We start from the raw sequence: 23,566 nt of genomic DNA, 5'->3' as shown, positions 1-23,566 counted from the left end.
TCAAGACCGACTACGGCTGGGACGCCGCCGGCAACCGCGTCAAGGCCGGCGACAAGACCTACACCTACGACGAACGCAACCGCCTCACCGCCGGTGACGGGCGGACCTACACCTACACCGCCCGCGGCACCCTGGCCGAGGAAGGCGGCGGCATGGTGCGCATCACCAAGTTCGACGCCTTCGACCGCCTGGTCAGCGACGACGGCGTGCAGCACGACTACGACGCCCTCGACCGGGTCGAAACCCGCGCCTACGGCGGCAAGACCCAGCGCATGACCTACGACGGCGTCGGCAACAACCTGGTCACCGTCACCGACACCGCCACCGGCGCCAAGACCGCGATGTTCGGCCGGGACGCCCTCGGCCGCACCCTCGGCCTGTCGGACGGCGTCGGCGCCCAGCTCGCGTTCTGCGACCTGCGCTGCGACCTCGTCGGGGCCTTCACCGCCACCGGTACCTCATTGATCGACTCGGTCGCCTACAACCCGTTCGGGGAGGTCATCACGCGCACCGGAGCCGCCCACACCCTCGGCTACCAGGGCGGCTACACCGACCCGAACACCGGCAAGATCAACATGGCCGCCTGCTGGTACCAACCCAACACCGGCAGCTTCATCAGCCGCGACACCCTCACCCAGAACCCCGACCCCAGCGTCCAGCTCAACCGCTACACCTACACCAACGACAACCCCCTCACCAACACCGACCCGACCGGTCACGCGAAGAAGTCCACGAACAAGAAGACCAGCACGAAGACGAACAAAAAGAAGGACCTGACGCCCAAGCAGGAATACGCCGCCTGCAAGAAGCAGAAATTCAAGAACAAGAACGGGCTCGACTGCGAGGACGAGCACGATCTCGCCACCTTCTACAAGGACTGCAAGAAGGGGTACAACGGATACGGCGACGCAACTGATGCCTGCAAGGATGGGTACGGCCAGCTCAGCCAGTGCTACTTCAAGTCTGGCAAGTACCAGAAATGCGAGAACAAGGCGGTCGAGACGGCCTGTAGCGAGCGCCCGCTCAAGGGGCCGGATTACTGTCACGAGGCGATGCCCGGCTACAAGGCATGCCGGAAGGGCGATATCGATCGGACGATCTGCATAGAAGGCACGCATGAGTATGGGGTCTGCAGAGGGACAACCGACAACACCGGCCCCAACAAGGGAGTCTGCGCCGAGGCGACCCGAGAGTATGAGGACTGCCGGCAGCAAGGCATGGACGCCGAACCCGTCTGTCACAAACAGCGGGACACCTATGTGCGCTGCAGGTCGACGGGCGGAATCGGGAACGCCAAGAAGAAGGAGAAGAGGTTCGAGCAGTCCGCCGATGAGTGCGGAACTGTCGCCGACCAGTACATGGACCGCGTGAAGGCGGGCCACGCGGCACCCGACTGCGCGTATCTCGGCCTGATCCAGTCCGAGTGTCTGGCGAAAGAAAAGGGAACCACCAAGCAGTGCGAAGGCCTTGCCGAGAAGTTCGCCTGGTGTCTGTCGAATCCGAAGCACAAGTACTGCGACGGCAAGCCGGACAGCAAACCGTGTGAGCCGCAGGCGGGTGGTCGTGTACTGAACTGCACGGACTACTACTATGCGCCTGAGCTGTGGCTGATGCAGAACGTGCTGGGCGACTGGGAGGGAGGGCTGGGCACTCCTTGCGAGTTCAGTAGCATCGTCACGCAGAACGAGAAGGCCGAAGCCATCTGCGGCCTCGTCGGACTGGTCGGAGACGCCATCATCCAAAAGGGCATAGAATGGATCAACAGTAAATTCTCCGATTTCCGCGACCAGTATCCGGGCTGTGGTGCCTGGGTCACCTACACGGACTCTGCTCGATCTGGCGGTACGGGCGTGTTGAACCCGAAGTTCAAACCTGATTGTCATTGATTCCGATGCGATCGACGAGTACACCCAGGAGCGGTGTGCGGCCGCTCCTGGCCATGCTGGGCGCCACCATCCTGTTGATGGCGGCGCTGGTCGGATCAGCGGCGGCCGAGCGGCCGGTGTTCGAGAGGTGCCACGGCGTGCATTCGGCATCCCCCGGATGCACGCAGGCACGCGTCATGGTCTCCGAATGCCGGCAAGGATCCGGACGCTGGGGAGAAATCATCTGTGCGGGCGCTCTCCATGTCGTCGACCGGTGTGCGCGCGTCGACGTCGACGGTGCGGGAGCGTCCACCTGTGCGGCTCTCAGCTCCGATTATCTGAGTTGCGTCGAGCGAGATCTCTCCCCTCTGTCATGTCAAGAGCTGGGCATCATATTTCTCGACTGCATGCGACAGCTCGGGATGACCGAAAGGAGTTGCCGGGCGGACTGGGGAGAACTGGTGGCATGTAAGACGCGCGCCGTCGACCCCGAATTCTGCCCGGTAACCGGAAATCCCAGGCCCTGGCGGGTTCGTCCAGGCGAGGAACTCGGCGGCCCGGGCGCGCTCATGAACCCTCCTCTCGCGGGCGGTCATGGAGGGCGTTCAGGAGGGCGGTGAGTGCGGGCTGGCCGAGAGACGTCTCGCGTATGCGGTGTGGATCGAACGGACCGGAGCCGGATCGGACAGCTCACGGACGACGACACCGGGATGAGGGCCGGGCAGGGCCAGCCGCGGGATCAGCGTGACCTCGAGACCGGCGGCGAGGAAGCCCTGGGCGGTGGCGTAGTCCTCGCCGTCGACCGCGAACTCCGGGCGGAAGCCGGCCGCCGCGCAGTCCGCCAGCAGTGCTTCCAGGTAGGGTGTGCCGCTCGAATATTGAGTTGCGTGACCTGAGCTGCGGTTACGCCGCGTGGTGGTATTCGTTGATCGTGCCTGCAACGACGGGCTTTCGACGGATGGAGCGCAGGTCGTTGAGTTCGGTCACGTGCCGGGCGGGCTGCGTTGCGATGTCCGGTGGGCGTTGTTGCCTGGCTGGTGCGGCCGGTGCCCGTTGTAGTGGATCAGATACTCCTGGAGCACGAGCTCCAGGTGGCGTGCGCTGAGGATCAAGACCCGGTCGAGGAGTTCGCGGCGCATGGTGCCGATGACCCGCTCGCAGATGGCGTTCATTCTTGGTGTCCGCGGCAGGGTGGTGATGATCCGTAGCCTTTCAGCTGTGAAGACCTCCCTGGAGGCGAAGAGCGGATCCCGATCGTGGATCACGAACCGCAACCCAGCAATGCGGTCACCCAGATCCATGACCAGATTGCGGGCTTGCTGCACCGTCCATGCTCCGGTCGGGTGCGCGGTCACTCCGGCCAGGTAAGTCTTCGCGTGCCGTGCTCGATGAAGACCAGCACATACAGCCGTTTGAGCAGCACCGTCTCGACCACCAGGAAGTCACACGCGATGATCGCGTCGGCTTGAGCGGTCAGGAACTGCCGCCAGGTCGGCCCGGCCCGGCGGGGCGCCGGATCAATGAGCTCATTCCACCGTGACGCCGCAGGTCACGGCTTCGTTGAGGATCATCGTTCTTGATCCAGAAGCAGGAAGACCCCTGGTAGAAGGGTTGTCGACCAAGAGCAACCATCTCCACCAGGGGCCTGTGTGCTGTTCTACCGTGCCGCGCTGCCGTTGTCATCCCAGACCTTGAGCTACCTGGCCGGTGTGCTGCGGCGGCACCGCGCGGCGATCAGATCCACCCGACGGCGCCTCAACCCCGGCCAGCAGTGCGCCTGCCGAAAATTCCATCCATGCAGGTCAAGCGGCATGCGAGTACTCGTGAAGGACGCCGCCAAGCCGGTCTCGTCGGCGTATGTTCAGGTCGGTGATTCGCTCTGGATCCGTGATCGGGTCCGGGACGGTACGCAGCGGGGCGGCTTGGGCCAGGGCTTGATGGGCTCGGTGCCGGTTGTAGAACAGTTCGTACTCGCGTAGGGCGTGCCGCAGGTGGCGTTCGTTCCAGAGCAGGCAGCGGTCCAGGAGTTCGTGGCGGCAGGACTGCACCCATCGCTCCATGATGGAATTCATTCGCGGCATCCGGATACCGGTGAGCACGGTCCGGATGCCGGCCTCAGCCAGAATCTCCTCCATGAGGGCGGGGAACTTCCCATCCCGGTCACGGATCAGAAAGCGTGCCCGGCAGTTCGCATCCTCCAGGTCCATCACGAGATTCCTGATCGCCTGGATCACCCAGCCGGCGGTCGGGTGAGCGGTGGTGCCCAACACGCGAATGCGCCTGCCGGCGTGCTCGATGACGGCCAGGATGTACTGGCGCTGCCCGTTTAAGGTGACGGTTTCGATGAAATCGCAAGCCAGTAGGGCGTCGGCTTGCGAGCGCAGGAAGTCGGCCCATGTGGTGGATGCCCGCTGGGTGCTGGATCCAGGCCTTCTTGCTTGAGGATCTCCCAGACCGTGGACGGTGCGACCTTGATGCCGAGTGTGGCGAGCTCACCATGCACTCGCCGATATCCCCAGTCGGGGTTCTCCCGAACCAGGCGCAGGATGAGAGCGCGGATGGAGCGGACCGTGGGCGGGCGCCCAGGCCGCTTCGGCCGGCAGGTACGGGCGTGACGCCGTTTCATCAGGTCGCGGTGCCAGCGCAGGACGGTGTCCGGGCGGACGAGGAGTTGCAGTCGGCGCAGGATCTCGCGGGGCAGCGAGGTCAGGAGCGCGGCGAGAAAGGCCCGGTCCTCGGGTGCGAATCTCACTCTGGTGTCGGCGCCGAGTTGGCGTTCAAGGACGGTGATCTGGTGGCGCAGGGCGAGTATCTCCACGTCCTTATCCCGATCGCCCATGGGCAGCAACCGCAGCGCGGCGAACGTGTTCGTGACGGTGAGGTAGGCCAGGCGAAGGAGCACGGCTGATCATCCTGCCGCACGCGTTCCGTCTTCTGGGTGGCCGGAGCTCGCACCGCCACGCGAAGTCCTCACATGGCCATGACCTGGGCGGATGTAATTTTCGGCAGGCGCAGCCTCGGAGACGAGCTGGCCGTGCGCATGCAGCGCATGGACCCCACCCCGGAGCTCCAGCTCAAGGAGCGGCGGTGGCTACCTGTGCTGGCTCCGCGCCTGCCGCTCCCGGTGCCGACCCCGGTGCGGTTCGGCGAACCGTCCGAGCGCTTCCCCAAGCACTGGACCGTGATGACGTGGGTTCCCGGCGAGCCGCTGGACCACGGCTCGATCAGCCGCGGCGCCCACGCGGCCGACACACTGGCGGACTTCCTCAGGGCGCTCCATGTGGAGGCGCCCGCCGAGGCCCCGGCCAGTTCGGACCTCGGCGCTCACCCCAAGAGGTGCACGGGCGGCTTCGAGCAGTTCTTGCAGGCCATTGACCCCGACGCCGTCGGCGATGTCCGCGCCGTCCGGGCCGTCTGGGCCGATGCCGTCGCGGCCCCCGAGTGGGAGGGCCCGCCGGTGTGGGTGCACGGTGACCTCCATCCCGCGAATGTCGTCGTCTCGGACGGGACGCTCTCGGGCGTGATCGATTTCGGTGCCTTGTTCGCCGGCGATCCGGCGTGGGACCTCGGCGCCGCCTGGGTGCTGCTCCCCGCGGGCGCGGCCTCACGGTTCTTCGACGCGTACGGGCACGCGGACGAGGCGGCGATCCGGCGCGCCCGCGGGCTGGCCGCTATGAAGAGCCTCTTCCTGATGCTCATGGGGCAGAACGGAGATCGGGGCCTTCCCGGCGGCAAGCCGCGCTGGGGACCTGCAGGCCGCGCGGCACTTGATCGTGTGCTGAAGGGCATTTGATGTAAGAGCCGGCCCCGGCATGAGTCGAACCTGCATCCAACTCGCATGTCCCGACTAAGGGGGTTGAACCCCACCGCCTGGCTTAAGCGCCCCCGGGTCCTGTTCTCTGGCCGACGCCGTGTACCGCTACTGTCCGCCGCGGCGGCTGGCCGGGTCGCGGCCCTCCTGCCAGCGGGCCAACGCCTCAGGTGAGACGCGGGCGTAGCGGGCCAGGGAGGTGACGGAGGTGTGGCCGGAGTAGGCCAGCAGGGTGGAGGTATTGGCGCCATCCTCAGCAGCGTGCGTCAGGGCGCTGTGGCGCAGTTGGTGCAGAGTGTACGGCCCGCCGGGCAGGCCAGCGGTGGCGGTCTCGAAGAGTTCGGCGGCGCGCCGGTAGGACAGCCGGGCCTGACCGGAAGCCGGGTCGAGGTCGCCGGGCGGCAGTTCGACGCGGGCGCGGCGGCCGGTGAGGAAGAGCGGCCCGGTGCGGCGGCCGTCCAGCAGTCGGGGCAGGAGCCGGGCGGTGGCGGTGCGCCAGACGATGACGTCGACGGCGCCGCCCTTGCGCCGTACCCGGGCGCGGCGGTTGCGCAGGTCGAGGTCACCGGCGTCGAGGGCCAGGACCTCCTGGGCGCGGGCGGCGCTCTCGTGCAGCAGCCGGAACAGGGTGCGCTCGCGCAGGGCCAGGCGCGGCAGGGTGAGCAGCGTCTCGACGTCGGCACGGGATAGGGTGCGGGTGCGGTCGGGAGTGCGGGCGCGGCGGCGGATGCGGCGCAGCGGATCGCCGGCCAGCCAGTGCTGGTCGCGCCACCACGCGCACGCCGAGCCGAGCGCGTCCAGCGGGTGCCACCGGAATACGGCGGAAACGGGCTGCGGGACGACATAACCGCCTGTTCGGCTCCATCATCTTCCGCCTCGTCAGCGGCCACGCCCCCCCTCACACCCACCGAGGCGGAAGCCATCGCGAAGGCCGCCCTCACCGGCCTCCTCACCAACCGGCCAGCGACACTGGCATGCTCGTTGATTGAGTGGGGTCTGAACACGTCGCGGGACTCGGACCTTGCGGTCAGGTCCCGTTCCCCGCCTCGGCGCCCTCGGGGTCGGGAAGGTCGGGGATCTGCCCGAGCGCGCGCAGGCCTTGGGTGGGGCCGAAGGAGGCGGTGGCGTAGCGGCCCCAGGCAGTTGAGGTGGGCGTGGCCGAGGGGGCTGAGCCGGGCGACGTCCTCGTCCTTGACCGGGACGCCCTGGGCGCGTAGCTCGTCGACGGCGGTCGACAGGTAGCGGCTGTTCCACAGCGCGACGGACTGGATCAGGCGAGCAACCGGTCGACCAACCCGTCGAGGTAGTCAGGGGTGAGCGGGCCCGCGCCGAACAGGACGCGCATGTAGATCGGCGCCAGGAGATGGTCCAGCACCTCCAGTGCGTCGGGCGGGTCCTCGCCGCGGTCGCGGGCACGGTCGAGCATGGCCTGCAACTGCCTGGTGCGGTCGGCCAGGAGCTCGTCGCGCGCCTGAAGGCCCTGCTGACCCTCGCCTGACAGCGCGATGGTCAGCCGCACCACCGCCAGGCCGTCGGGTCCGGTGACCTCGCGGGCCACGATGGCGGCGTAGGTCCGCAGGTCGCCAGCCAGGCTGCCGGTGTCAGGCATCGGCGCCTGCGCGTTGAGCCGGGTCAGCAGCACATCGCTGAGCAGGGCTTGGAGGTTGCCCCACCGGCGGTAGAGGCTGGTGTCGGCCACGCCCGCGCGGGCCGCGATTTCGCCGACGGTGAAGTTTCCGTAGCCGCGCTCGCTGACCAGGTCGGTAACGGCCTGGTGCACTGCCGCGCGGACCCGGGCGCTGCGCCCGCCGGGCCGCCTGGCCCGCCCCTGCTCATCCATACCCCCACCTTAACGCAGTAGAGACTTGCGTTAGAGTCTCTATTAACGCAGTCATTAACTGCTTTTAGGAGGGATGTGCGTGAAAGCGTTGCTCACCCTGACCTGCGCAGGTCAGTTCATGGTGCTGCTCGACAACACGATCGTCGGCGCCGCCCTGCCCGACATGCAGCAGCGGCTCCACACTGGGCTGACCGGCCTGCAGTGGATCGTCGACGCCTACGTGCTGCTGGTGGCCATGCTGCTGCTGTCGGGCGGCGTCTTCGCCGACCGGTTCGGCCGCAGGCGGGTGTTCCTGGCCGGGGTGGTGGTGTTCACGGCCGCGTCGGTGGTGTGTTCGCTCGCGCCCTCGATCGGCTGGCTGATCGCCGGGCGGGTGCTGCAGGGCGTCGGGGCCGCGGCGCTGAGCCCCGCCTCACTAGCGCTGCTAGCCGCCGCGTATCCCGCCCCGAGGGAGCGCGTCAGAGCGATCGGGTTGTGGGCCGGGTTCAGCGGCATCGGCCTGGCCGCCGGACCACTGGCGGGCGGGATCCTGGTGGAGTCCTTCGGCTGGCCCGCCATCTTCCTGGTCAACGTGCCCATCGGGGCGGTCCTGCTGCTGGCCGGGCTGCGCGTGCTGCGGGAGTCCCGCAACCCGAGCGCGCCGCCGATCGACATCCCCGGCACGGTCCTGTCCGTCGCGGGCGTGGGCGCTGTGACCTACGGCCTGATCGAGGGCGGTTCCCGAGGCTGGACCTCGCCGGTGATCCTGGACAGCTTCGCCGCCGGACTGGTGCTCCTGGCCGCGTTCGTCGTGGTCGAGGGTCGTGTGTCGACGCCGATGCTGCCGCTCCGGCTGTTCCGTCAGCGGCTGTTCACGGTGTCCAACACGACGATGGTCGTGGTCGGGTTCGCGCTGATGGGGTCGTCGTTCTTCTTCTCCCAGTTCTTCGTCTACGTCCAGGGCGCTTCGATCCTGGTCGCCGGGCTGCGGACCCTGCCCGTCTCGCTGGCCATGGTGATCGTCAGCCCGTACGCGGGCCGGTTCGCGGCCAGGTACGGCTTCCGTGTCGTCGTCAGCATCGGCCTGGCGCTGGCCGGGCTGGGGCTGCTGGCGCTGGGCTTCGTCCACGCCGATACCGGCTACGGGAACGTGTGGTGGCGGCTGGCGGTCGTCGGCGTCGGGTTCGCTCTCACCATGTCGCCGCTGACCGGGGCCGCAATCCAGGCGGTCAGCCCGCAGGAGGGCGGCCTCGCCTCGGGCGTCAGCAGCACCACCCGGCAGATCGGCGCGGTGCTCGGCGTGGCGGTGCTCGGGGCGATCGTCCACACGCGGGAGTCCGGCGGCGCCTCCTTCGAATCCGGCCTCAACAGCGCCTTCCTCGCGGCGGGTGCCGTGACGCTGGCCTGCGCCGTATTCACCGGCCTGTGGCTGACCGCAGCCCGGACGCCGAGGGGCGTCCGGGCCGAACAGTCAGGAGGCCAAGCAGTCAGTGAGCCGCCGCTGACAGCTCCTCCCAGTCGGCCCACGTCTTGAGCCGCTCGGCGTAGGCCTGCTGGGTCATCCGCAGCCCTTCGGTGCCGAAGAACACCCGCAGCGGCGAGCGAGCCGCCGGTTATGGGGCGAAGAGGACTTGGGACTCGAGGTCGAGTCGGGTGGTGGGGTTGGCGGCCGGCGGGGTCAGGTTGAGGATCCAGTTGCCGAACCGGCGGATGACGTGGGTGATGTAGGGCGAGATGGTGGCCAGGTCATCGAGGTCGACGGGGTGGCCGTCGGCGGCGATGGCGTTGGCCGCGTCCGTGATGTCCTGGGCGGTCGAGTAAATGACGCAGTTGGCCGATAGGTCCAGGGGCCACGGCGAATCCGGTAGGCAGGGGATAGGACGATCCGCTATATAGGACCTTTCATCCCTGAGCTGGAGTCCTGATGTCGGAAACCGATTCTCCCGAAGTGCGATCGCGGCGGCTTGGCCGAGGTGCGCGCCTGGTTGCCATAGGCGTGGCAGTGGCCTTTCTCGCCGTGGGGGTGGTGGCGGTGGTCGGGGTGAGCAAGTGGTGGAATGTGCGGGGCATTTCCTCGGCCCGTGAGCTCGCGCTGCGCGGCGTGGCAGCCAGGGGCGATGATCGGACCTCTGCGGTGGTGCTGGGCGCGGCGGCGGTGGCGGCCCACCCGGACAAGCTCAACCGATCGGCCTTGGGGGAGACCCTACTGTCCGGGCGCCGTGGCGTCGCCGCGCCGGCCGGGGCCATACGGGCGATGGCGTTGAGCGACGACGGTCGGACAGCCCTGATGTCGATCGTCGACCAGGGGGTCACCTGGCGGAGCCTGGATTCTCCCATCCAGGAGGAGGTCCCCCTGAAGCTTGGCCTTGATGAGGAGGCGCTGGAGGCCTCCATTGAAGAGGAGGGCCGGAAACGGGAGGCCCCGTTCGTGGCGAGCATCCCCTTGGAGGGCGAGGCCAGAGCCACCGCACTGGAGGTGTCGTCCGACGGACGACAGGCGGTCATTGAGCTTGTTCCGCTTTGACGGACACCGTCGGTGTGGTGGTCAAGCCGCGATGGCGGCCTCGTAAGCGGCGGGACTAACGTAGCCGAGGCTGCTGTGGAGCCGGTGCAGGTTGTACCAGCTCTCGATGAACTCAAAGATCGCGCTGCGAGCGGCAGCCCGGCTGGGCCAGGCGCGCCCAGCCAGCAGCTCACCCTTCAACGTCGCGAAGAACGACTCGGCCAGAGCGTTGTCCCAGCACTGACCTGTGCGACCGACTGACAGGCGGACGCCCAGCCGCTCGGCCAGCTGGGCGTAGCCGGCGCTGGTGTACTGACAGCCGCGATCCGAATGGAAGATCACCGGTTTAGTGGGACGGCGGCGCGACCAAGCCATCTGGAGAGCCTCAGCCGCCAGCTCGGTCCTTAGATGGTCGGCGGTGGCCCATCCGACCACCCGGCGTGAAGCGATGTCGATCACGGTCGCCAGATACAGCCAGCCTTCATCGGTCGGGATGTAGGTGATGTCGCCGCACCAGCGGGTATCGACCGCGGCCGCGTCCGGATCGAAGTTCCGGCCGATCAGATCGGGCCGGGTTCCGGCACCAGGATCGGCGATCGTGGTCACCGGACGGCGGCGCCGATGACGGCCGCGCAGCCCGGCCGCGCGCATCAGCCGGGCCACCCGCCGCAGGCCACACCGCTCACCCTCACCCTGCAAGACCGCATGAATGCGAGGGGCGCCGTAGGTGCCACGCGAGTGGCGGTGCACTTGAGTAATGCGCTCGCCGAGCTCCCTGTCGCGCACCGCGCGAGGACCGGGCACGGCTTGGCGGCGCGCGTAGAAGGCGGCACGGGAGACTCCCAGCAGCTCACACGCCCGTTTGACGTTGTGGCCGCCCTGCTTTTCCGCCGCGATGAACGGGTGAACGCTCACCGGGTCTCCTTCGCGAAGAAAGCCGTGGTGCACTCAACCCATCAGCGCAACACCATTCGGGATGATGATCGCGGAGGTGTTGCGTGGCGAGGATGGGCCGTCCGGGCATGTCGGATGCGCAGAAGCGGGAGCTGTGGGACCGGTGGAAGGCCGGCGAGTCGATCAGCCAGATCGCCAGAGCACTGGACAAGCCGCCGGGCTCGGTGTTCACGGTCCTCAAATCCAACGGCGGATACGTTCCGCCATTGCGGCGCAAGCGGCCTGGAACCCTGAGCTTCGCCGAGCGTGAGGAGATCTCCCGCGGCCTGGCGCGAGGCGAGTCGATGCGTTCGATCGCCCGCAGCCTGGGACGGCCGGCCTCGACGGTCAGCCGGGAGATCGCCCGCAACAAAGGCATCACCCGCTATCGGGCCATCGACGCCGAAGACCGCTCCTGGGATCGAGCCCGGCGTCCCAAGCGATGCCTCCTGGCACGCAATCCGGCGTTACGGCAACTCGTCGCGGAGAAACTGGCCCAAGACTGGTCACCCGAGCAGATCGCCGGGTATCTGGCAAAGACCTACCGGCCGGGATCGGGGATGCGGGTGAGCCACGAGACGATCTATAAGTCGCTGTTCATCCAGGCCCGTGGCGTGCTGGCCAAGGAACTGACCAAGCACCTGCGCTCGGGCCGGCCCACCCGCCGAAACATCCACAACACCGTCACCGGACAATGGCGCTCCCAGATCAAGGACGCCATCCCGATCAGTCAGCGGCCACCGGAAGTTGACGACCGTGCGATCCCTGGGCATTGGGAGGGCGATCTGCTGCTGGGCCGAGGCCTGACCCAAGTCGCGACGCTGGTGGAACGCACGACCCGCTTCACCGTCCTGGTCCAGCTCGACGGCCGCGACATGCACACCGTCACCAAAGGCCTGGCCGCGACGATGACCCGGCTACCCGAGCAGATCCGCAAGACGTTGACGTGGGATCGCGGGATGGAGCTAGCCGGCCATAAGGAGCTCGCCGCGACGACGGGGCTGCAGGTCTACTTCGCCGATCCACGCAGTCCCTGGCAGCGAGGCACGAATGAGAACACCAACCGGCTGCTGCGTCAGTATCTGCCCAAGGGCACCAGCATGGCCGATCTCACCCAAGACGACCTCGACCGGATCGCCCACAAGCTGAACACCCGCCCCCGCAAGACCCTGGAGTTCGACACCCCGGCCGCTAGACTCGCTGCACTGTTGCGCTGATGGGTTGAGTGCACCGTGGCTCGCTTGAGGATGTCGACGTCCTCACGCAGTCGGCGGTTCTCCCGCCGCAGTGCTGCCAGCTCCTCTCGCTCGCTGCTGGTCAGCCCGTCCCGTCGGCCGGTATCGACCTCGGCCTGGCGGACCCAGTCACGCACGGCGGTCTCGGTCAGATCGAAGTCCTTGGCCACCTGGCCGATCGAGCGGTCACCGCGCTGGCACAGCTCGACGATCTCGGCCTTGAACTCCGGCGTGAACGAGCGGCGAGGACGCTTCTTCTTCCCCATGCTCTCCATGATGGACATCCTTCCGGGGGCGAACCCCTGATCTCAGATGTCCGTCAAACCGGATCAAGCCCACATCGGGGCTCTTGACGGGTCGCTCGGCCTGTGGCAATTGGATGACTCCGCCAGGCCGGTGCGGGTGGCCAAGGTGCCGGGCCAGAACTCCTTCATGGTCGCGAGCGTGGCGCTCGCTCCGGACGGCAGGACAGTCCTGGCAGGCTACGAGCGTGGCAGCGTGCTCTTGTGGGATCTGTCCAGCGGGAAACAGCTGGCCACGCTCCCGGGGCACAGCTCGTGGATCGGCGGGGTGGCCTTGAGCGACGACGGACGGGTCGCGGTCACGATCAGCCGAGGCAGCGGATATATCTGGAATCTGGCCGATCGGAGGAGTCCGGTCCGGGTCGGCGCTATCCCGCGGACAGGAGTCGACGGGGAGGGGCTCGACCTCAGTGCGGACGGCCGGACGGCCATGATCGGTGGCCAGCTCTGGAACCTATCGGACCCGGCCCGGCCCAAGCTGGTGAATCCCGTGGCCAAGGAGGTGGATGGCGTCTCGCTCTCCTCGGACGGGCAAGTCGCTCTGACCACAGACGGCGCCGGGAGCGCGACGCTGTGGCGGATCGCGGATCGCGGATCGCGGACCCGGCGCGGCCCGTCAAGGTCGCCGAAGTCGCCGGAGTGGGGGAACTGGACATGGATTACCTCACGATGTACGACGTCAAGGAATCGCCAGGATCAGCGATGGTGAGCGGGGACGGCGGGACGGTGCTGGCGGTGAGCGCCGAAGGCGGGGCGCTGTTCATGGACGTCGCGGGGCTTAGCGGCGATCCGCTCCGGGATGCCTGCGCGGAGATCGCGGAGGATTCGACGGCTGGCTTGGTCAGCATGAGGGAGCGACTGGCCGGCGGGAGCTTCGTCGAGCCGTGCGACGGTGGGTGAGCGCTTACGGCCGGTTGTTGGGGTGCCGGTAACGCCCATGTCACCAGCCCCAGTGCGCCACGAAGCGCTGATCTGTCCGTACGGAGGTGAAAGACCGCCGTTGCTTTGTCGTCGTGGTGGCGGAGCAAAGCTGGAGGCAGCCCAACCCTGGAATCGCTGGGGAGGGCGGGAGCAGCCTCGACAAAGTCGGGTCGGCCCAGCACTACCGGATGGGCCGGGCCCGGTGAGCGAGACGAGAAGGTATACGCGAGAAACCGGTGTCGTTACGCCTCTAGATGTGACGCCAGCTCAAATCCGGTGGATATGGGCTGGTCAGCGGTGCGCACCCGTCCCCTCATTCCGGGGCGGGGAACTCCTGCTCGCGGTCGGGCTCAAGTGCCTGCGCGCCCTCTACCGAGGGCACCCGGATCTCATCATGGACGCCAATCGCTCGAAGCGGATCATCTTCGCCACCTGAAGCAGGACTCGCGCATTCTGAAGGCGTCAGGCGGCGCGTCCGAAGCCGGGTCGTTGGGAGTGCGCGCTGTGGTGCGGCAAGGACGCGCATCCCGACGCGGCCTACTGGTGCGTCGAGGACCTCGTGCTGGAGCTGCGCACCTACGAGCCGCAGGCCATGGTGGACGAGGAGGCGCGCTGGCCGCCGGCTCTGCTCGACTACACCCCCTGACGTAGGGTCCCGCACGGCGGGCCGATGGACGGAGTTGGCCTTGCATTGTGCGCTCTGGTGACGCTGAGGTCACTTCGGCACAGGGTTTATCAAGCCGTTGTCGCGGCCAGCCTGCCGGGTTAACGTTCGAGCGGTGAGCCCTGTTGTCCACCGGAATCGGCGAGGTGCGGAGTGGCTCGAGGTTCTCGTTCGTCGGGGTCTTTTCGAGACTGGGAAGCCGAGCGGCGCAGGCAGGAACGTGCGGCCGAGCAAGCTCGGCAGAAGCGAGAGCGTGAGCGCAAGGCGCAGCAACAACAGCAACTGCAATCTGAGGCGGCCGCGCGTGATGCGGAGGCGGCCGATCGCACGCGCCGCCTCGAAGCGCGCATCGAGGAGTTGGAGACGCTCCTGCGTTCGTCCCTGCGCCGGGATCCACGCATTCACCTTGCCTCCCTACGCCGCAGCCCGGACGTGCCCCCGCTCGACCTGGGCCGCCTCGCTGTTCCCGAACCGGCTCCGTTGTGGGAGGCCTTCGCTCCGGCCCCTCCTGGCTGGCTGCAGCGCAAACTCGGCGCGACCCAGCGCTACGAGACAGAACTGCAGCAGGCGGAGGCAGCTTTCGCCCGGGCCCAGTCCGACCATCAGCAGCGCGAGACGCAGCGACAAAGGCAGGTGGTCGAAGCCCGTCGCAGTCATCAGCAGAAGGTCGCTGAAGTCGAGCGCACAACTTTCGAGTACAACTCCAGGGTTGATGCGATGGAGGCCGGGCTGCGCTCTGGCGACCGTCATGCGGTCAGCGAGTACATGGATCTGGTCTTGCAAGCGTCCCCGTACCCAGATGGCTTCCCCACCGAGCGCAGAACCGGCTACGTTCCCGAGTCGTCCCTGCTCGCGGTCGAGTGGTATCTGCCGCTGCCGGAGATCATCCCCGAGCACAAGCTCTACAAGCACATCAAGTCGCGCAAAGTTGTAGAGCCCACTCTCCGGCCTGTACCGGAGGCTCGCCAGATCTATCAGCGCGTGATCTCGCAGATCGCCCTGCGCACGCTGCGTGAAGTGTTCGACGCCGACCGAGGCCAACTGATCACCACGATCGTCTTCAATGGTCTGGTTCGCACTGTCGATCCGGTGACAGGTCAGCAGATCGAGCCTTACCTGATCACCATGCGGGCGACCCGGGAACAGTTCGCCGCGCTGGTGCTCAACGAACCGAAGTTCAAGCCCGTCGAATGCGTTCGCCGTCACTTCTACGCCGACGTTTCCGCCCATCCGGACGAACTGGTCCCCGTCGAGCCTGTCATGCCGTTCAGCATGGCCGACCCCCGCATTGTCGATCCCGTGGACATCATCTCCGACATCGACAAACGCCCCAACCTGCTCGACCTTCACCCCAAGGAGTTCGAATCCTTCATCCAGAACCTGTTCGCCAAGATGGGCTTCGACACCAAGCTCTATCAGGCCAGCGGCGATGGGGGAGTGGACTGCGTTGCCTACGATCCTCGTCCCATCGCGAGCGGCAAGTTCATCGTCCAGGCCAAGCTCTACACCAAGACCGTCCAACCCACTCATGTTCGTGACCTGTACGGAACCGTGCAACATGAAGGCGCCACCAAGGGCATCATGATCACAACATCTGGCTACGGACCTGACAGCTACAAGTTCGCCAACGGCAAGCCCCTGGAGCTGATCGACGGCGCTGGCCTGCTCGCCCTGTGTCACAAGCACAACATCCCCGCCCGCATCCTCAACCGCGGTAAGAAGAAGCCCTGACCCTGGCCGTACTACGCATCCGCGATCCGGACATACGGGACATAGTGTGGCCTTCCCCTTCTAGCGTGGAGATCTGACCTAAGGAGAAGGTTGGGTCGTGGGAGAGACCAGACGCAGGTTCGAGCCGGAGTTCCGGGCGGGCGCGGTCCGCATCGTCCGGGAGACAGGGAAACCGATCGCTCAAGTCGCGAAGGATCTGGGCATCAACGCGGGCACGCTGGCCAACTGGGTGCAAATGGACCGGCTGGCCCGCGAGCAAGACGCCGGCAGCGGGGAGCTGGCCGAATCCGAGCGGGAGGAGCTCGCCCGGCTGCGCAGGCAGCGGGCGGAGTGGGCCAAGGAGCGCGCCGAGCTGGAGATGGAGCGGGATGTCCTCAAACGCTCGGTGGTCTTGTGGGTTCGAGAGGCGATGGGCCGGTAGACGTGGCGGCCTTCATCAGCTCCCAGAAGACCGACTACGGCGTGCCCCACGCGTTGACCTGCCGGGCCTTGGGCGTCTCGCAGGTGTGGTACTACAAGTGGCGCGATCGGGCGCCGACGGCCCGTCAGCAGCGCCGCGCGGATCTGGACGCGGTGATCGAGGCGAAGTTCACCGCCTCGGGCGGCACCTACGGCAGCCCACGCATCACCCGTGACCTGCACGAACAGGATGGCGGATCTCGGAGAACACCGTCGCCAGGCGCATGGCCGAGCTTGGCTTAGCCGGCAGAGCGCCGAAGAAACGCCGGTCGCTGACCCGGCAGGGCAAACGGCCCGCCGCCACCGACCTGGTACGGCGCACGTTCACCGCGATCGCACCGGACGTGCTGTGGTGCGGCGATGTGACCGAGATCGTCACGGACGAGCACACTGTACCTGGCCACCGTCGAGGATCTGTTCTCCCGCAGGATGCTCGGCTACGCGATGTCGGAGCATCACGACGCGGCGTTGACCATCGCCTCCCTGCAGATGGCCGCCGTCACCCGCGGCGGGAACGTCGACGGGGTGATCTTCCACACCGACCGCGGCAGCGAATACACCGCCGCCCGCTTCCAGGCCGCGTGCCGGCACTGGGGCGTCATCCAGTCGATGGGCCGGGTCGGCTGCGCGCTCGACAACGCCGCCGCTGAGGCATTCAACTCCACCCTCAAGATCGAATACGTCCACCGGCACCGCTTCCACACCCGGGCCGAAGCCCGTCTGAAGATCGCGACGTGGATCGCCGACTTCTACAACGCCCGCCGCCGACACAGCGCCGCTGACGGGCTCCCCCCGATCGTCTACGAACAGCAGATCATGACCGCTCGTATAGCGGCCAGGGAGAGGCTTCAGGAGACCGTCGCCGCATAACCAAGTCTCCACGATTTCAGGGGATTGACAGGAGGCGGTGCGGGCGTGTTATGCCAAGCAGGTCGAGTATGTGCCTGCGGCCTCGGGTGCCTCCGATGAGCATCCGCCGGTTCTTCGGTGACGGCTTGCTGGCCAATGTTCTCGTCGGCGTCGACGCGGCCGCGCTGGATGCACGGTGGGCGCGCACCTTGCTCGGCTGAGTCGTCATCGGGTCGCATGTGAGCGGCCCGATTTTTTTCCATCGGCACCACCACGTCCCGATCACGGAGTGGATGTAGCGGGAACTCGGGGCGCACTGCGGACAGTCCCTATGTGTGGACATGTCGATACGTGCCCGAGTACGTGACGGGGATCCGGCGGCGTTCGAAGAGCTCTTCGACGAGTGCGCCCGATCGGTGTACAACCATGCCTTCCGGCTGACGGGGGACTGGACGGCGGCCGAGGACGTGGTGTCGTTGACGTTCCTGGAGGCCTGGCGGCTGCGCGGGCGGCTCGACGCCGACGGCGGGTCGGTGCGGCCCTGGTTGCTGGGCATCGCCACGAACGTCGCGCGCAACCTTCGCAGGGCCGCCCGCAGGTACGACGACGTGCTGGTCCGGTTGCCCCGGTCGGAGGTGGTGCCGGACTTCGCCGACGAGCTGATCGGCCGCATCGACGACGTCGAACGGCTGGTCGCGATCCAGGAGGCGTACGGCGTTCTGCGCTGCCAGGAACAGGATGTCTTCGCACTGTGCGTGTGGTCGGGGCTCGACTACGCCGAGGCGGCCGAGGCGCTGGGCATCCCGGTGGGCACGGTGCGCTCCAGGCTGTCACGGGCGCGCAAGAAGCTGGAGAAACTCGCCGAGCGAAGGCGGGAACCGCCACCTGGCCGCAGACAGGTAGATGGTGACCGCGGTCCCGCGGTCCGGTCCGCGAAGGAGGACGACCGATGAACGCAGACGAGCGGGACGAACTGGCCCGGCTGCTGCCGCTCCCGGAGGAGCGCGATCTTCCGGCGGCCCGGCGGCTGCACCTCAAGGAGTTCGTCATGACCGAGATCCACCACGACGTCAAGCCGAAGCGGCGGCTCCTGCGGCCCGCCGTCCTGGCCCCCGCACTCGCGGCCGCCGCCGCGCTGGCGGTCGCCGTGCCCGCCGTCCTCGGTGGCGGAAGTCCCGCCTACGCCGTGACCGACAACCCGGACGGGACGATCACGATCGAGATCAACGAGTTCAAGGATGCCAAGGCGTTGGCGGGCTCACTGCGCGAACGCGGGGTCGACATCGTCGTTGACTACATCCCCCGTGGGAAGAAGTGCTCGCCGCAGCCCCGTAGCCAGGACTGGGGGCCCGATGTCGAGTTCCTCCTCGGCCCGTCCGACCACGAATACGGAAAGCCGGTCTTCAGGGTCGATCCGTCCGTCATCGAGGAGGGCCAGACGGGGGTGCTGGAGGTTAGTATCAGCGAACTCGACGGTGGCGGGACCGTCGTCGGGTCATGGTCCCGCGTCTCGAACGGGCCGGTGGCACCCTGCGAGCTCGTCGACAGCACCGAGGCCCCGCTCGGTCCGCCGCGGAACGGCGACTAGCGACTAGCGACTAAGTCCTCGGCGGTTCGGCCGTCCAGCAGATCGACGGGACGATGGGTGTCCATTCCACCAGCACGGTGCCGTAGGAGTTTCCGCGCTTCTTGGCAAAGTCGTCGACACCCAGGACGGTGATCTGCCCGACCTCCGGATCAGGCAATGCCCGCACCATCCGCAGCAGTGTGGATCGGCTGATCGGCGCGCCGATCAAGCAGGCCATGCGCGCGCCGGCTCGTCCGGCCAGCGCTATGGCGATTGAGGTGAGCAGCGCGCGTAGGTCGGTGCTGCGACGGGCATGCCGTTGGGTCAGCCCGTCGACTTGCTCGGTGAAGATCTTTCGATCACAAGAGGGCTCGCCGCAGAAGAAGCGGCGCACCTCCAACTCGACCTTGACCGGCCGCCCGCACGTCGCCAGATCCCACACGGTCCGGCGATACCGGCTGTGCACCCGGGCCGAGGGCAGACCACACTCCGGGCACGAGGCCTTGGCGGCCACGGTGCGCGCCGCGATCAGCACGGTGTCACCGACGTCCTCAACCTCCAGGACATCCGCCTCCCTGAGAGCAGGGCAGAACAACGAAGGCAGCAGGCATCCTCGCCCGCCGGGCATGCAGCACAATGAACCTCACGGCCGCTCGTTGATGATCGGGTTCTCGACAAGCCAGATCGTTGACGAGCGGCTGCCTCCGTGTGGCCCTCGTAACAAGATCGCGACCCAACAGAGAAGCGCGCTAGAGTCCCTCACTGGCCTCACCCTGATGTAGGGGCGGACGGAAGATCCTCACGCGGTCTGAATGTCGGTGCGCGATGGCATGATCCCCGAGCATGACGAACTTCGCCGATCTTGCCCGAGCCCATCTACCCACTGACACCGCCGACCGGCTGCTCGCGCTGCTGCGCCCGACAATCCAGCTATCGATTGCTCAGGATGGCCAGCCGGTGGTCGGGCGGCTGGGCGGAGCCGCGGACCTGCCGGACGGCTTGTCCTGGCCGGTCGGTCCGGACTCGCGTCCGCTGTCGCTGGTCGCCACTCTCGACTGTGCACAGCTGGCCGCCTATGAGGTCGACATCGAGCTGCCTGAGGATGGCACATTGCTGTTCTTCGTCGCGTTCGGCGGGGACGGCGATGCCGTGATCTACGTGCCTGCCGGGACGCCCACGCTTCGACAGTCCGAAGGCTGGGTCCACCCGGAAGAACTGCTTACCGCGCAGACCGTGCTCACCTGGCCGGACAACGTCCAGCCGGAGCTCGCCCAAGCCTTCGGCGGCGGCTCGGCGGTGATTCCGGCGGTGTGGCACCATGTGGCAGCCGGACGCGAGTTCATGGAAGTGGTCGGCGAGTATGGGCACCGCCACCACGGCTCACGGCACCAGGTCGGCGGCCACGCCATGGTCCTGCAGTCACCGTTCGAGGCCGTAGCCGCCGAACGTCAAGGCGCGGGCTGGTACGACGAGGAGTCGTTCTATGCCGAAGCCCGCCAGTGGGTGCTGCTCCTTCAGCTGGATGAGACGCCGCACATGATCTGGGGCGACGGGGCGCACATCACCTGGGGAATACGCCGCGACCACCTCGCCGCCCGCGACTTCTCCAGGACCGTCTTCGACGCCCAGGGCCACTGACGTCCCGCTCACGCTCAGCATCACCCTGAGTCACTGATCATCGAAAGTGGGCCAGAGCCCGAAAATGTCAGTGGATTGCGCGGACTTAATGTCAGTGAGTCACCAGGCACCATCCGCGTCACGCGCAGGCTGGATCGAGCGGCCGCCGGAGGACAGGGCGGCGACGTGGCCGAGGGCGCGTGCCGTACCCGACATGTCTGTCGTCATCATGACCCGTCGGACGCGTGCAGGACAAAGGCCAGCACGTCGGCGAGCAGTTCGTGCTCCTGGTCTCGGGTGGAGCCGGCGCCATGCCCGCCGTGCTCCTCGACGCGCATCAGCACCGGCCGGCCGGAGGCCGTGGCCGCCTGTAGGCGAGCAGCCAGCTTCGCCGGCTGCCACGGCGCCACCCGCGAGTCGCGCAGGCCGGTGGTCAGCAGCACCGCCGGGTATGGCACGCCGTCGCGAACCCGCAGGTAGGCGTCGATGATCAGCAGGGCGCGCAGGCCCTCCTCGGTGGTGATGCTGCCGAACTCGGGCACGTTGATCGGCCCGCTCTCGCTGAACTCGTTCCGCGTGGCGTTCACCGTCGGCACCTGGATCGCCATGGCCGCCCACAGCTCGGGCCGGCGCACCAGCGCGCCGCCGGTGGGGATGCCGCCGCCGCTGGAGCCCTCGGCGGTCAGCCGTCCCGGACGGGTGTAGCCGAGCTTGATGAGGTGTTCGGCGCAGTCGATGAAGTCCGTGATGGTGGCCTCCTTGCGCGGGCCGCGCCCGGCCTCGTGCCACTCGCGGCCGTAGGCACCGCCGCCGCGCAGGTGGGCGACTGCGTAGACGCCGCCACGCTCGTACCAGGCGAGCAGCTCGGGATGGAACTGTGGCAGGTCGGGGATCCCGTGAGAGCCGTAGCCGGTGAGCACGGCCGGGTTGTCGCCGTCCAGCTTCAGGTTCTTGTGGTGGATGACGGTGAGCGGGATCAGCGTCCCGTCCCGCGCGGGCACGTGCAGAGTGCGGGCCTGCACGTCACCGAAGTCCACCGGTGAGCGGGGCGCGAGCCCGGTGTCCTGGAGGGTCTGGCCGTCGTAGCGGTAAAGCCGAGGCGCGTCGGTCCAGCCGGCCACCAGCAGCAGGGCTTCGGGCCGCTCGGGGTGGGTGGTCCACTCCAGGATGGCGCCGTCCCCCGGCATCGGGAGGTCGGTGGGCTCGCCGCCGGACAGGGGCGCGTGCCGTACCCGGCTGACACCACCGTCGAGATCGCGCACCAGCAGCCGGTCGCCCACGACCCGCACCGCCTCCACCGCACGCCGGCCCGCGGGCACGACCACCCGGGCTTTGGACATATCTGGTTCGGCAAGCGGAACGGCCAGCACGCGGGAGCGCGGCGCGTCCCGATGGGAAACCAGGTAGAGGGTGTCGTGGCTGGTGGCGAAGGCGGTCACGCCGTCGGCCACGCCCGCGACCTTCCGCCACGGGCAGGTCGCCGGGTTGGCCAGTCCGGTCCGTGGCGCCACGTACACCGTGCAGTCGCTCAGGTACTCAGTGGTCCCGGGGCCGAGCGCGCCGTGGGAGACGATCGCCAGCATCCACTCGCCTCGCGGCGGCACCACCAGGAAAGGCCGGTCCCGCGAGGTCAACTCGATGTGGGGATTGAGGCCGCGCGCAAGCACCACCGCGTCCTGCGCGGGGTCGGTGCCCAGCTGATGCAGGAAGGTACGGCTGTCCAACAGGTGCTGCTCCGCGTAGCGGTGATAGACGAACGTCCGGCCGTCCTCCAGCCAGCTCAGGAAGGCGAAGCGTGTCGTGGGCGGGATCATGTCCAGGAGGGCACCGGAGTCGGCGTCGATCACCTGGATGGCATTGTCTTCCGACCCGGAGGGGAAGACGGCGCAGGCGACGTGCCGGCCGTCGGGGGAGGGGACGTACCAGTCGATGGCGTGGTGCGCCTCGCCGGGCAGGGTGTCCGGGTCGAACAGGACCCTGCTCGTTCCGTCGGGCTCGCGCACCATCAGCACGGGCACGCGGGCATCCGGCTCGCGCACCAGGGAGAAGATCCTGTCGCCCGCCATCGCCAGATCCGAGACCTACGTGAGCGCGCCGCCCAGCTCGCGGATCCGGGCCAGCAGCTCCGACCGGCGTGGCAGGGCGTCCAGCTCCTGGCGGGCGTGCCTGGCTTGACCGTCCAGCCAGTGGCGGAACTCTTCGCCGCCCACCTCCATCCATCGGTAGGCATCCTCGATCGTGATGCCGTGGAGGGTGTCGCGCACCACGTCCACCCGCGCGATCGGGGGTCCGGTGACTTTACTCATAGACAAATGATCACATGCCGGAGATTCGGCGACATGTCGGGACTGTTGGGCGCGGGGAAAATCTCAGTCGAGGCCGGAAATCGCGTCAGTTAGCACCGGACTGCCGAGACAAGATCGATTGTCGTTGCCTGGAGCTACCGTGTTCACATGGTGCTGCGATTACTGCTGCAACCGCTGCCCGAGACCTGGCCGGACATACCCCCTCGCCCAACCGGCCTGCGTGCTCTGATCGCCCGGGGACGGGAGGCGGTCGCCGCGCCCAGGGCCGGCGACCTTGAGAGACGGATGAACCGGGCCGCGATCCAGGCGCTGGTCCTTAAGGCCTACCAGGAAAAGGTGGGCGAGCAAGACGATCAACGCGGAAGACGGGGCAGCGTCCCTCCGGCACACCCGACGTGCGATTCCGGAGAAATGCGTTCCCGACAAGTGGTGGATCGTTGTGGAGTCGCCAGCCCTGGCGCTCGTGCCGACCGGCGACGCCCCCGAGAATCTTATGTACCCAGTACGCTTCCGCGGCTCGACCAAGATACGCGCCGTCAGCGCGCGGCGGAACAGCTGACCTTGGCATGTAGACCAGCGCCGGGTGTGGGGGAGCAGGCCGGTGCTGCTGGCCGAACTGCGCGTTCAAGGCACGTCGCCCGGCTGGCCAGGAGGACGAGCCGGCGGCGGGCATCAGCGACTCGCGAAGCACCAAGGGCGCCGATACCGAGGGCCGCGACAGTCGCGGCCACGACGCCGACGTCGTCCTCCCACGCCGGGGTCGTTCGTGACGCTGGGCACGCTGCTGAGCTGGCACGCCGATCTGGTACGGCGGCGCTGGACCTTCAAGCGCCGCAGCCAGGGCCGGCGATATCAAGGTCATCCGACGTGACCGTCTCGGTGGGCTGATCCTCGAATACGCGCAGGTCGCGTAGGTAGCCGCGTTCTTGGCACCCCGGCTGATCAACGGCCTTCCCACCCCCGCTGACCCGCCGCCTGGCTGAA

Annotated in this window: 25 protein-coding genes and 4 pseudogenes; 15 read left to right on the top strand and 14 right to left on the bottom strand. The window is 67.7% G+C overall.

Annotated elements, in window-relative coordinates:
• Nucleotides 1–17: 17 nt before the first annotated feature.
• Nucleotides 18–1,886 (top strand): annotated as a pseudogene (locus H4W81_RS24450) (RHS repeat domain-containing protein); the annotation flags it as partial.
• Here the strand turns inward: H4W81_RS24450 and H4W81_RS24445 are convergent.
• The 3 genes from H4W81_RS24445 to H4W81_RS47575 form a co-directional block, all read right to left on the bottom strand.
• Nucleotides 1,867–2,109, bottom strand: a complete 243-nt coding sequence (locus H4W81_RS24445) for a hypothetical protein (RefSeq protein WP_192776947.1) — start codon at nucleotides 2,107–2,109, stop codon at nucleotides 1,867–1,869. The pseudogene H4W81_RS24450 and the gene H4W81_RS24445 sit on opposite strands and share 20 nt — an antisense overlap.
• 361 nt (nucleotides 2,110–2,470) lie before the next feature.
• Nucleotides 2,471–2,806: a LysR substrate-binding domain-containing protein gene (locus H4W81_RS24440; protein ID WP_192776946.1), complete on the bottom strand. Its 336-nt coding sequence runs from the start codon at nucleotides 2,804–2,806 to the stop codon at nucleotides 2,471–2,473.
• 42 nt (nucleotides 2,807–2,848) lie between these two features.
• Nucleotides 2,849–3,220 (bottom strand): integrase core domain-containing protein, encoded by a 372-nt coding sequence (locus H4W81_RS47575; protein ID WP_318781927.1) that lies wholly within the window; start codon nucleotides 3,218–3,220, stop codon nucleotides 2,849–2,851.
• A 294-nt stretch (nucleotides 3,221–3,514) separates the two neighbouring features.
• Here H4W81_RS47575 and H4W81_RS47570 point away from each other — a divergent pair.
• A pseudogene (locus tag H4W81_RS47570) lies at nucleotides 3,515–3,637 on the top strand (IS5/IS1182 family transposase); the annotation flags it as partial.
• Nucleotides 3,638–3,667: 30 nt separating this feature from the next.
• On the opposite strand, the gene H4W81_RS47565 reads toward H4W81_RS47570, so the two are convergent.
• Both H4W81_RS47565 and H4W81_RS47560 read right to left on the bottom strand, forming a co-directional pair.
• A complete protein-coding gene (locus H4W81_RS47565) occupies nucleotides 3,668–4,135 on the bottom strand; it encodes an integrase core domain-containing protein (RefSeq protein WP_318781926.1) in 468 nt (155 codons plus the stop codon).
• Nucleotides 4,136–4,191: 56 nt separating this feature from the next.
• A complete protein-coding gene (locus H4W81_RS47560; protein ID WP_318781925.1) occupies nucleotides 4,192–4,767 on the bottom strand; it encodes a helix-turn-helix domain-containing protein in 576 nt (191 codons plus the stop codon).
• A 72-nt stretch (nucleotides 4,768–4,839) separates the two neighbouring features.
• On the opposite strand from H4W81_RS47560, the gene H4W81_RS24425 reads away from it, so the two are divergent.
• Nucleotides 4,840–5,658 carry an aminoglycoside phosphotransferase family protein gene (locus tag H4W81_RS24425; RefSeq protein ID WP_225958778.1) on the top strand — a complete coding sequence of 273 codons (819 nt, stop codon included), beginning with the start codon at nucleotides 4,840–4,842 and terminating at the stop codon, nucleotides 5,656–5,658.
• A 126-nt stretch (nucleotides 5,659–5,784) separates the two neighbouring features.
• Here the strand turns inward: H4W81_RS24425 and H4W81_RS50125 are convergent, their stop codons facing one another.
• The 3 genes and pseudogenes from H4W81_RS50125 to H4W81_RS24410 form a co-directional block, all read right to left on the bottom strand.
• Nucleotides 5,785–6,318, bottom strand: a complete 534-nt coding sequence (locus tag H4W81_RS50125) for a tyrosine-type recombinase/integrase (protein WP_420538755.1) — start codon at nucleotides 6,316–6,318, stop codon at nucleotides 5,785–5,787.
• A 551-nt stretch (nucleotides 6,319–6,869) separates the two neighbouring features.
• Nucleotides 6,870–6,914 (bottom strand): annotated as a pseudogene (locus H4W81_RS50120) (hypothetical protein); the annotation flags it as partial.
• A 32-nt stretch (nucleotides 6,915–6,946) separates the two neighbouring features.
• The gene (locus tag H4W81_RS24410) at nucleotides 6,947–7,516 is read right to left on the bottom strand and encodes a TetR/AcrR family transcriptional regulator (RefSeq protein ID WP_192776945.1); all 570 of its coding nucleotides are present in this window, start codon (nucleotides 7,514–7,516) and stop codon (nucleotides 6,947–6,949) included.
• Nucleotides 7,517–7,595: 79 nt separating this feature from the next.
• Here H4W81_RS24410 and H4W81_RS24405 point away from each other — a divergent pair, with 79 nt between their 5' ends.
• Nucleotides 7,596–9,029, top strand: coding sequence for an MFS transporter (locus tag H4W81_RS24405; RefSeq protein WP_318781924.1), 1,434 nt, complete (start codon nucleotides 7,596–7,598; stop codon nucleotides 9,027–9,029).
• 79 nt (nucleotides 9,030–9,108) lie between these two features.
• On the opposite strand, the gene H4W81_RS50115 is transcribed toward H4W81_RS24405, so the two are convergent.
• Complete coding sequence (locus tag H4W81_RS50115) at nucleotides 9,109–9,342, bottom strand: transposase (RefSeq protein ID WP_225960087.1); 234 nt, start codon at nucleotides 9,340–9,342, stop codon at nucleotides 9,109–9,111.
• A gap of 77 nt (nucleotides 9,343–9,419) precedes the next feature.
• On the opposite strand from H4W81_RS50115, the gene H4W81_RS47550 reads away from it, so the two are divergent.
• On the top strand, nucleotides 9,420–10,019 hold the full coding sequence (locus H4W81_RS47550; RefSeq protein ID WP_225958777.1) for a hypothetical protein: 600 nt from the start codon (nucleotides 9,420–9,422) through the stop codon (nucleotides 10,017–10,019).
• A gap of 21 nt (nucleotides 10,020–10,040) precedes the next feature.
• On the opposite strand, the gene H4W81_RS24395 is transcribed toward H4W81_RS47550, so the two are convergent.
• Nucleotides 10,041–10,913 (bottom strand): IS3 family transposase, encoded by an 873-nt coding sequence (locus H4W81_RS24395; RefSeq protein WP_192776943.1) that lies wholly within the window; start codon nucleotides 10,911–10,913, stop codon nucleotides 10,041–10,043.
• 83 nt (nucleotides 10,914–10,996) lie between these two features.
• On the opposite strand from H4W81_RS24395, the gene H4W81_RS24390 reads away from it, so the two are divergent.
• Nucleotides 10,997–12,148, top strand: a complete 1,152-nt coding sequence (locus tag H4W81_RS24390; protein WP_420538725.1) for an IS30 family transposase — start codon at nucleotides 10,997–10,999, stop codon at nucleotides 12,146–12,148.
• 53 nt (nucleotides 12,149–12,201) lie between these two features.
• Here H4W81_RS24390 and H4W81_RS50110 read toward each other — a convergent pair.
• Nucleotides 12,202–12,432: pseudogene (locus H4W81_RS50110) on the bottom strand (transposase); the annotation flags it as partial.
• 46 nt (nucleotides 12,433–12,478) lie between these two features.
• On the opposite strand from H4W81_RS50110, the gene H4W81_RS50105 reads away from it, so the two are divergent.
• The 8 genes from H4W81_RS50105 to H4W81_RS24355 all read left to right on the top strand — a co-directional run bounded on the left by H4W81_RS50105 (nucleotide 12,479) and on the right by H4W81_RS24355 (nucleotide 18,680).
• Nucleotides 12,479–13,177 (top strand): WD40 repeat domain-containing protein, encoded by a 699-nt coding sequence (locus H4W81_RS50105; RefSeq protein WP_420538724.1) that lies wholly within the window; start codon nucleotides 12,479–12,481, stop codon nucleotides 13,175–13,177.
• A complete protein-coding gene (locus tag H4W81_RS24385) occupies nucleotides 13,123–13,368 on the top strand; it encodes a hypothetical protein (protein ID WP_225958775.1) in 246 nt (81 codons plus the stop codon). The genes H4W81_RS50105 and H4W81_RS24385 overlap by 55 nt, the downstream gene beginning before the upstream one ends.
• An 838-nt stretch (nucleotides 13,369–14,206) precedes the next feature.
• Complete coding sequence (locus H4W81_RS49445) at nucleotides 14,207–15,784, top strand: restriction endonuclease (RefSeq protein ID WP_192776941.1); 1,578 nt, start codon at nucleotides 14,207–14,209, stop codon at nucleotides 15,782–15,784.
• A gap of 97 nt (nucleotides 15,785–15,881) precedes the next feature.
• Nucleotides 15,882–16,205 (top strand): transposase, encoded by a 324-nt coding sequence (locus tag H4W81_RS24375; RefSeq protein WP_192776940.1) that lies wholly within the window; start codon nucleotides 15,882–15,884, stop codon nucleotides 16,203–16,205.
• 2 nt (nucleotides 16,206–16,207) lie between these two features.
• Nucleotides 16,208–16,486: a hypothetical protein gene (locus tag H4W81_RS47535; RefSeq protein WP_225958383.1), complete on the top strand. Its 279-nt coding sequence runs from the start codon at nucleotides 16,208–16,210 to the stop codon at nucleotides 16,484–16,486.
• A gap of 147 nt (nucleotides 16,487–16,633) precedes the next feature.
• Nucleotides 16,634–17,113 carry a DDE-type integrase/transposase/recombinase gene (locus H4W81_RS47530; protein ID WP_225960084.1) on the top strand — a complete coding sequence of 160 codons (480 nt, stop codon included), beginning with the start codon at nucleotides 16,634–16,636 and terminating at the stop codon, nucleotides 17,111–17,113.
• A 320-nt stretch (nucleotides 17,114–17,433) separates the two neighbouring features.
• Nucleotides 17,434–18,045 (top strand): RNA polymerase sigma factor, encoded by a 612-nt coding sequence (locus H4W81_RS24360; protein ID WP_192776939.1) that lies wholly within the window; start codon nucleotides 17,434–17,436, stop codon nucleotides 18,043–18,045.
• Nucleotides 18,042–18,680 carry a hypothetical protein gene (locus tag H4W81_RS24355; RefSeq protein WP_192776938.1) on the top strand — a complete coding sequence of 213 codons (639 nt, stop codon included), beginning with the start codon at nucleotides 18,042–18,044 and terminating at the stop codon, nucleotides 18,678–18,680. The genes H4W81_RS24360 and H4W81_RS24355 overlap by 4 nt, the downstream gene beginning before the upstream one ends.
• Before the next feature lie 10 nt (nucleotides 18,681–18,690).
• Here H4W81_RS24355 and H4W81_RS24350 read toward each other — a convergent pair whose 3' ends face one another.
• Nucleotides 18,691–19,287, bottom strand: a complete 597-nt coding sequence (locus H4W81_RS24350) for a transposase family protein (RefSeq protein WP_192776937.1) — start codon at nucleotides 19,285–19,287, stop codon at nucleotides 18,691–18,693.
• 215 nt (nucleotides 19,288–19,502) lie between these two features.
• Here H4W81_RS24350 and H4W81_RS24345 point away from each other — a divergent pair, with 215 nt between their 5' ends.
• On the top strand, nucleotides 19,503–20,297 hold the full coding sequence (locus H4W81_RS24345) for a YwqG family protein (RefSeq protein ID WP_192776936.1): 795 nt from the start codon (nucleotides 19,503–19,505) through the stop codon (nucleotides 20,295–20,297).
• Between the two features lie 206 nt (nucleotides 20,298–20,503).
• Here H4W81_RS24345 and H4W81_RS24340 read toward each other — a convergent pair whose 3' ends face one another.
• Nucleotides 20,504–22,342, bottom strand: a complete 1,839-nt coding sequence (locus H4W81_RS24340; RefSeq protein WP_192776935.1) for a prolyl oligopeptidase family serine peptidase — start codon at nucleotides 22,340–22,342, stop codon at nucleotides 20,504–20,506.
• A 15-nt stretch (nucleotides 22,343–22,357) separates the two neighbouring features.
• Nucleotides 22,358–22,582: a hypothetical protein gene (locus H4W81_RS24335; protein WP_192776934.1), complete on the bottom strand. Its 225-nt coding sequence runs from the start codon at nucleotides 22,580–22,582 to the stop codon at nucleotides 22,358–22,360.
• Between the last annotated feature and the right edge of the window lie 984 nt (nucleotides 22,583–23,566).

Origin of the sequence: Nonomuraea africana, from assembly GCF_014873535.1 — a bacterium.
Classification (GTDB): domain Bacteria; phylum Actinomycetota; class Actinomycetes; order Streptosporangiales; family Streptosporangiaceae; genus Nonomuraea; species Nonomuraea africana.
Note: the sequence above shows the minus strand (reverse complement) of the source record. Positions and strands in the feature narration are given on the sequence as shown.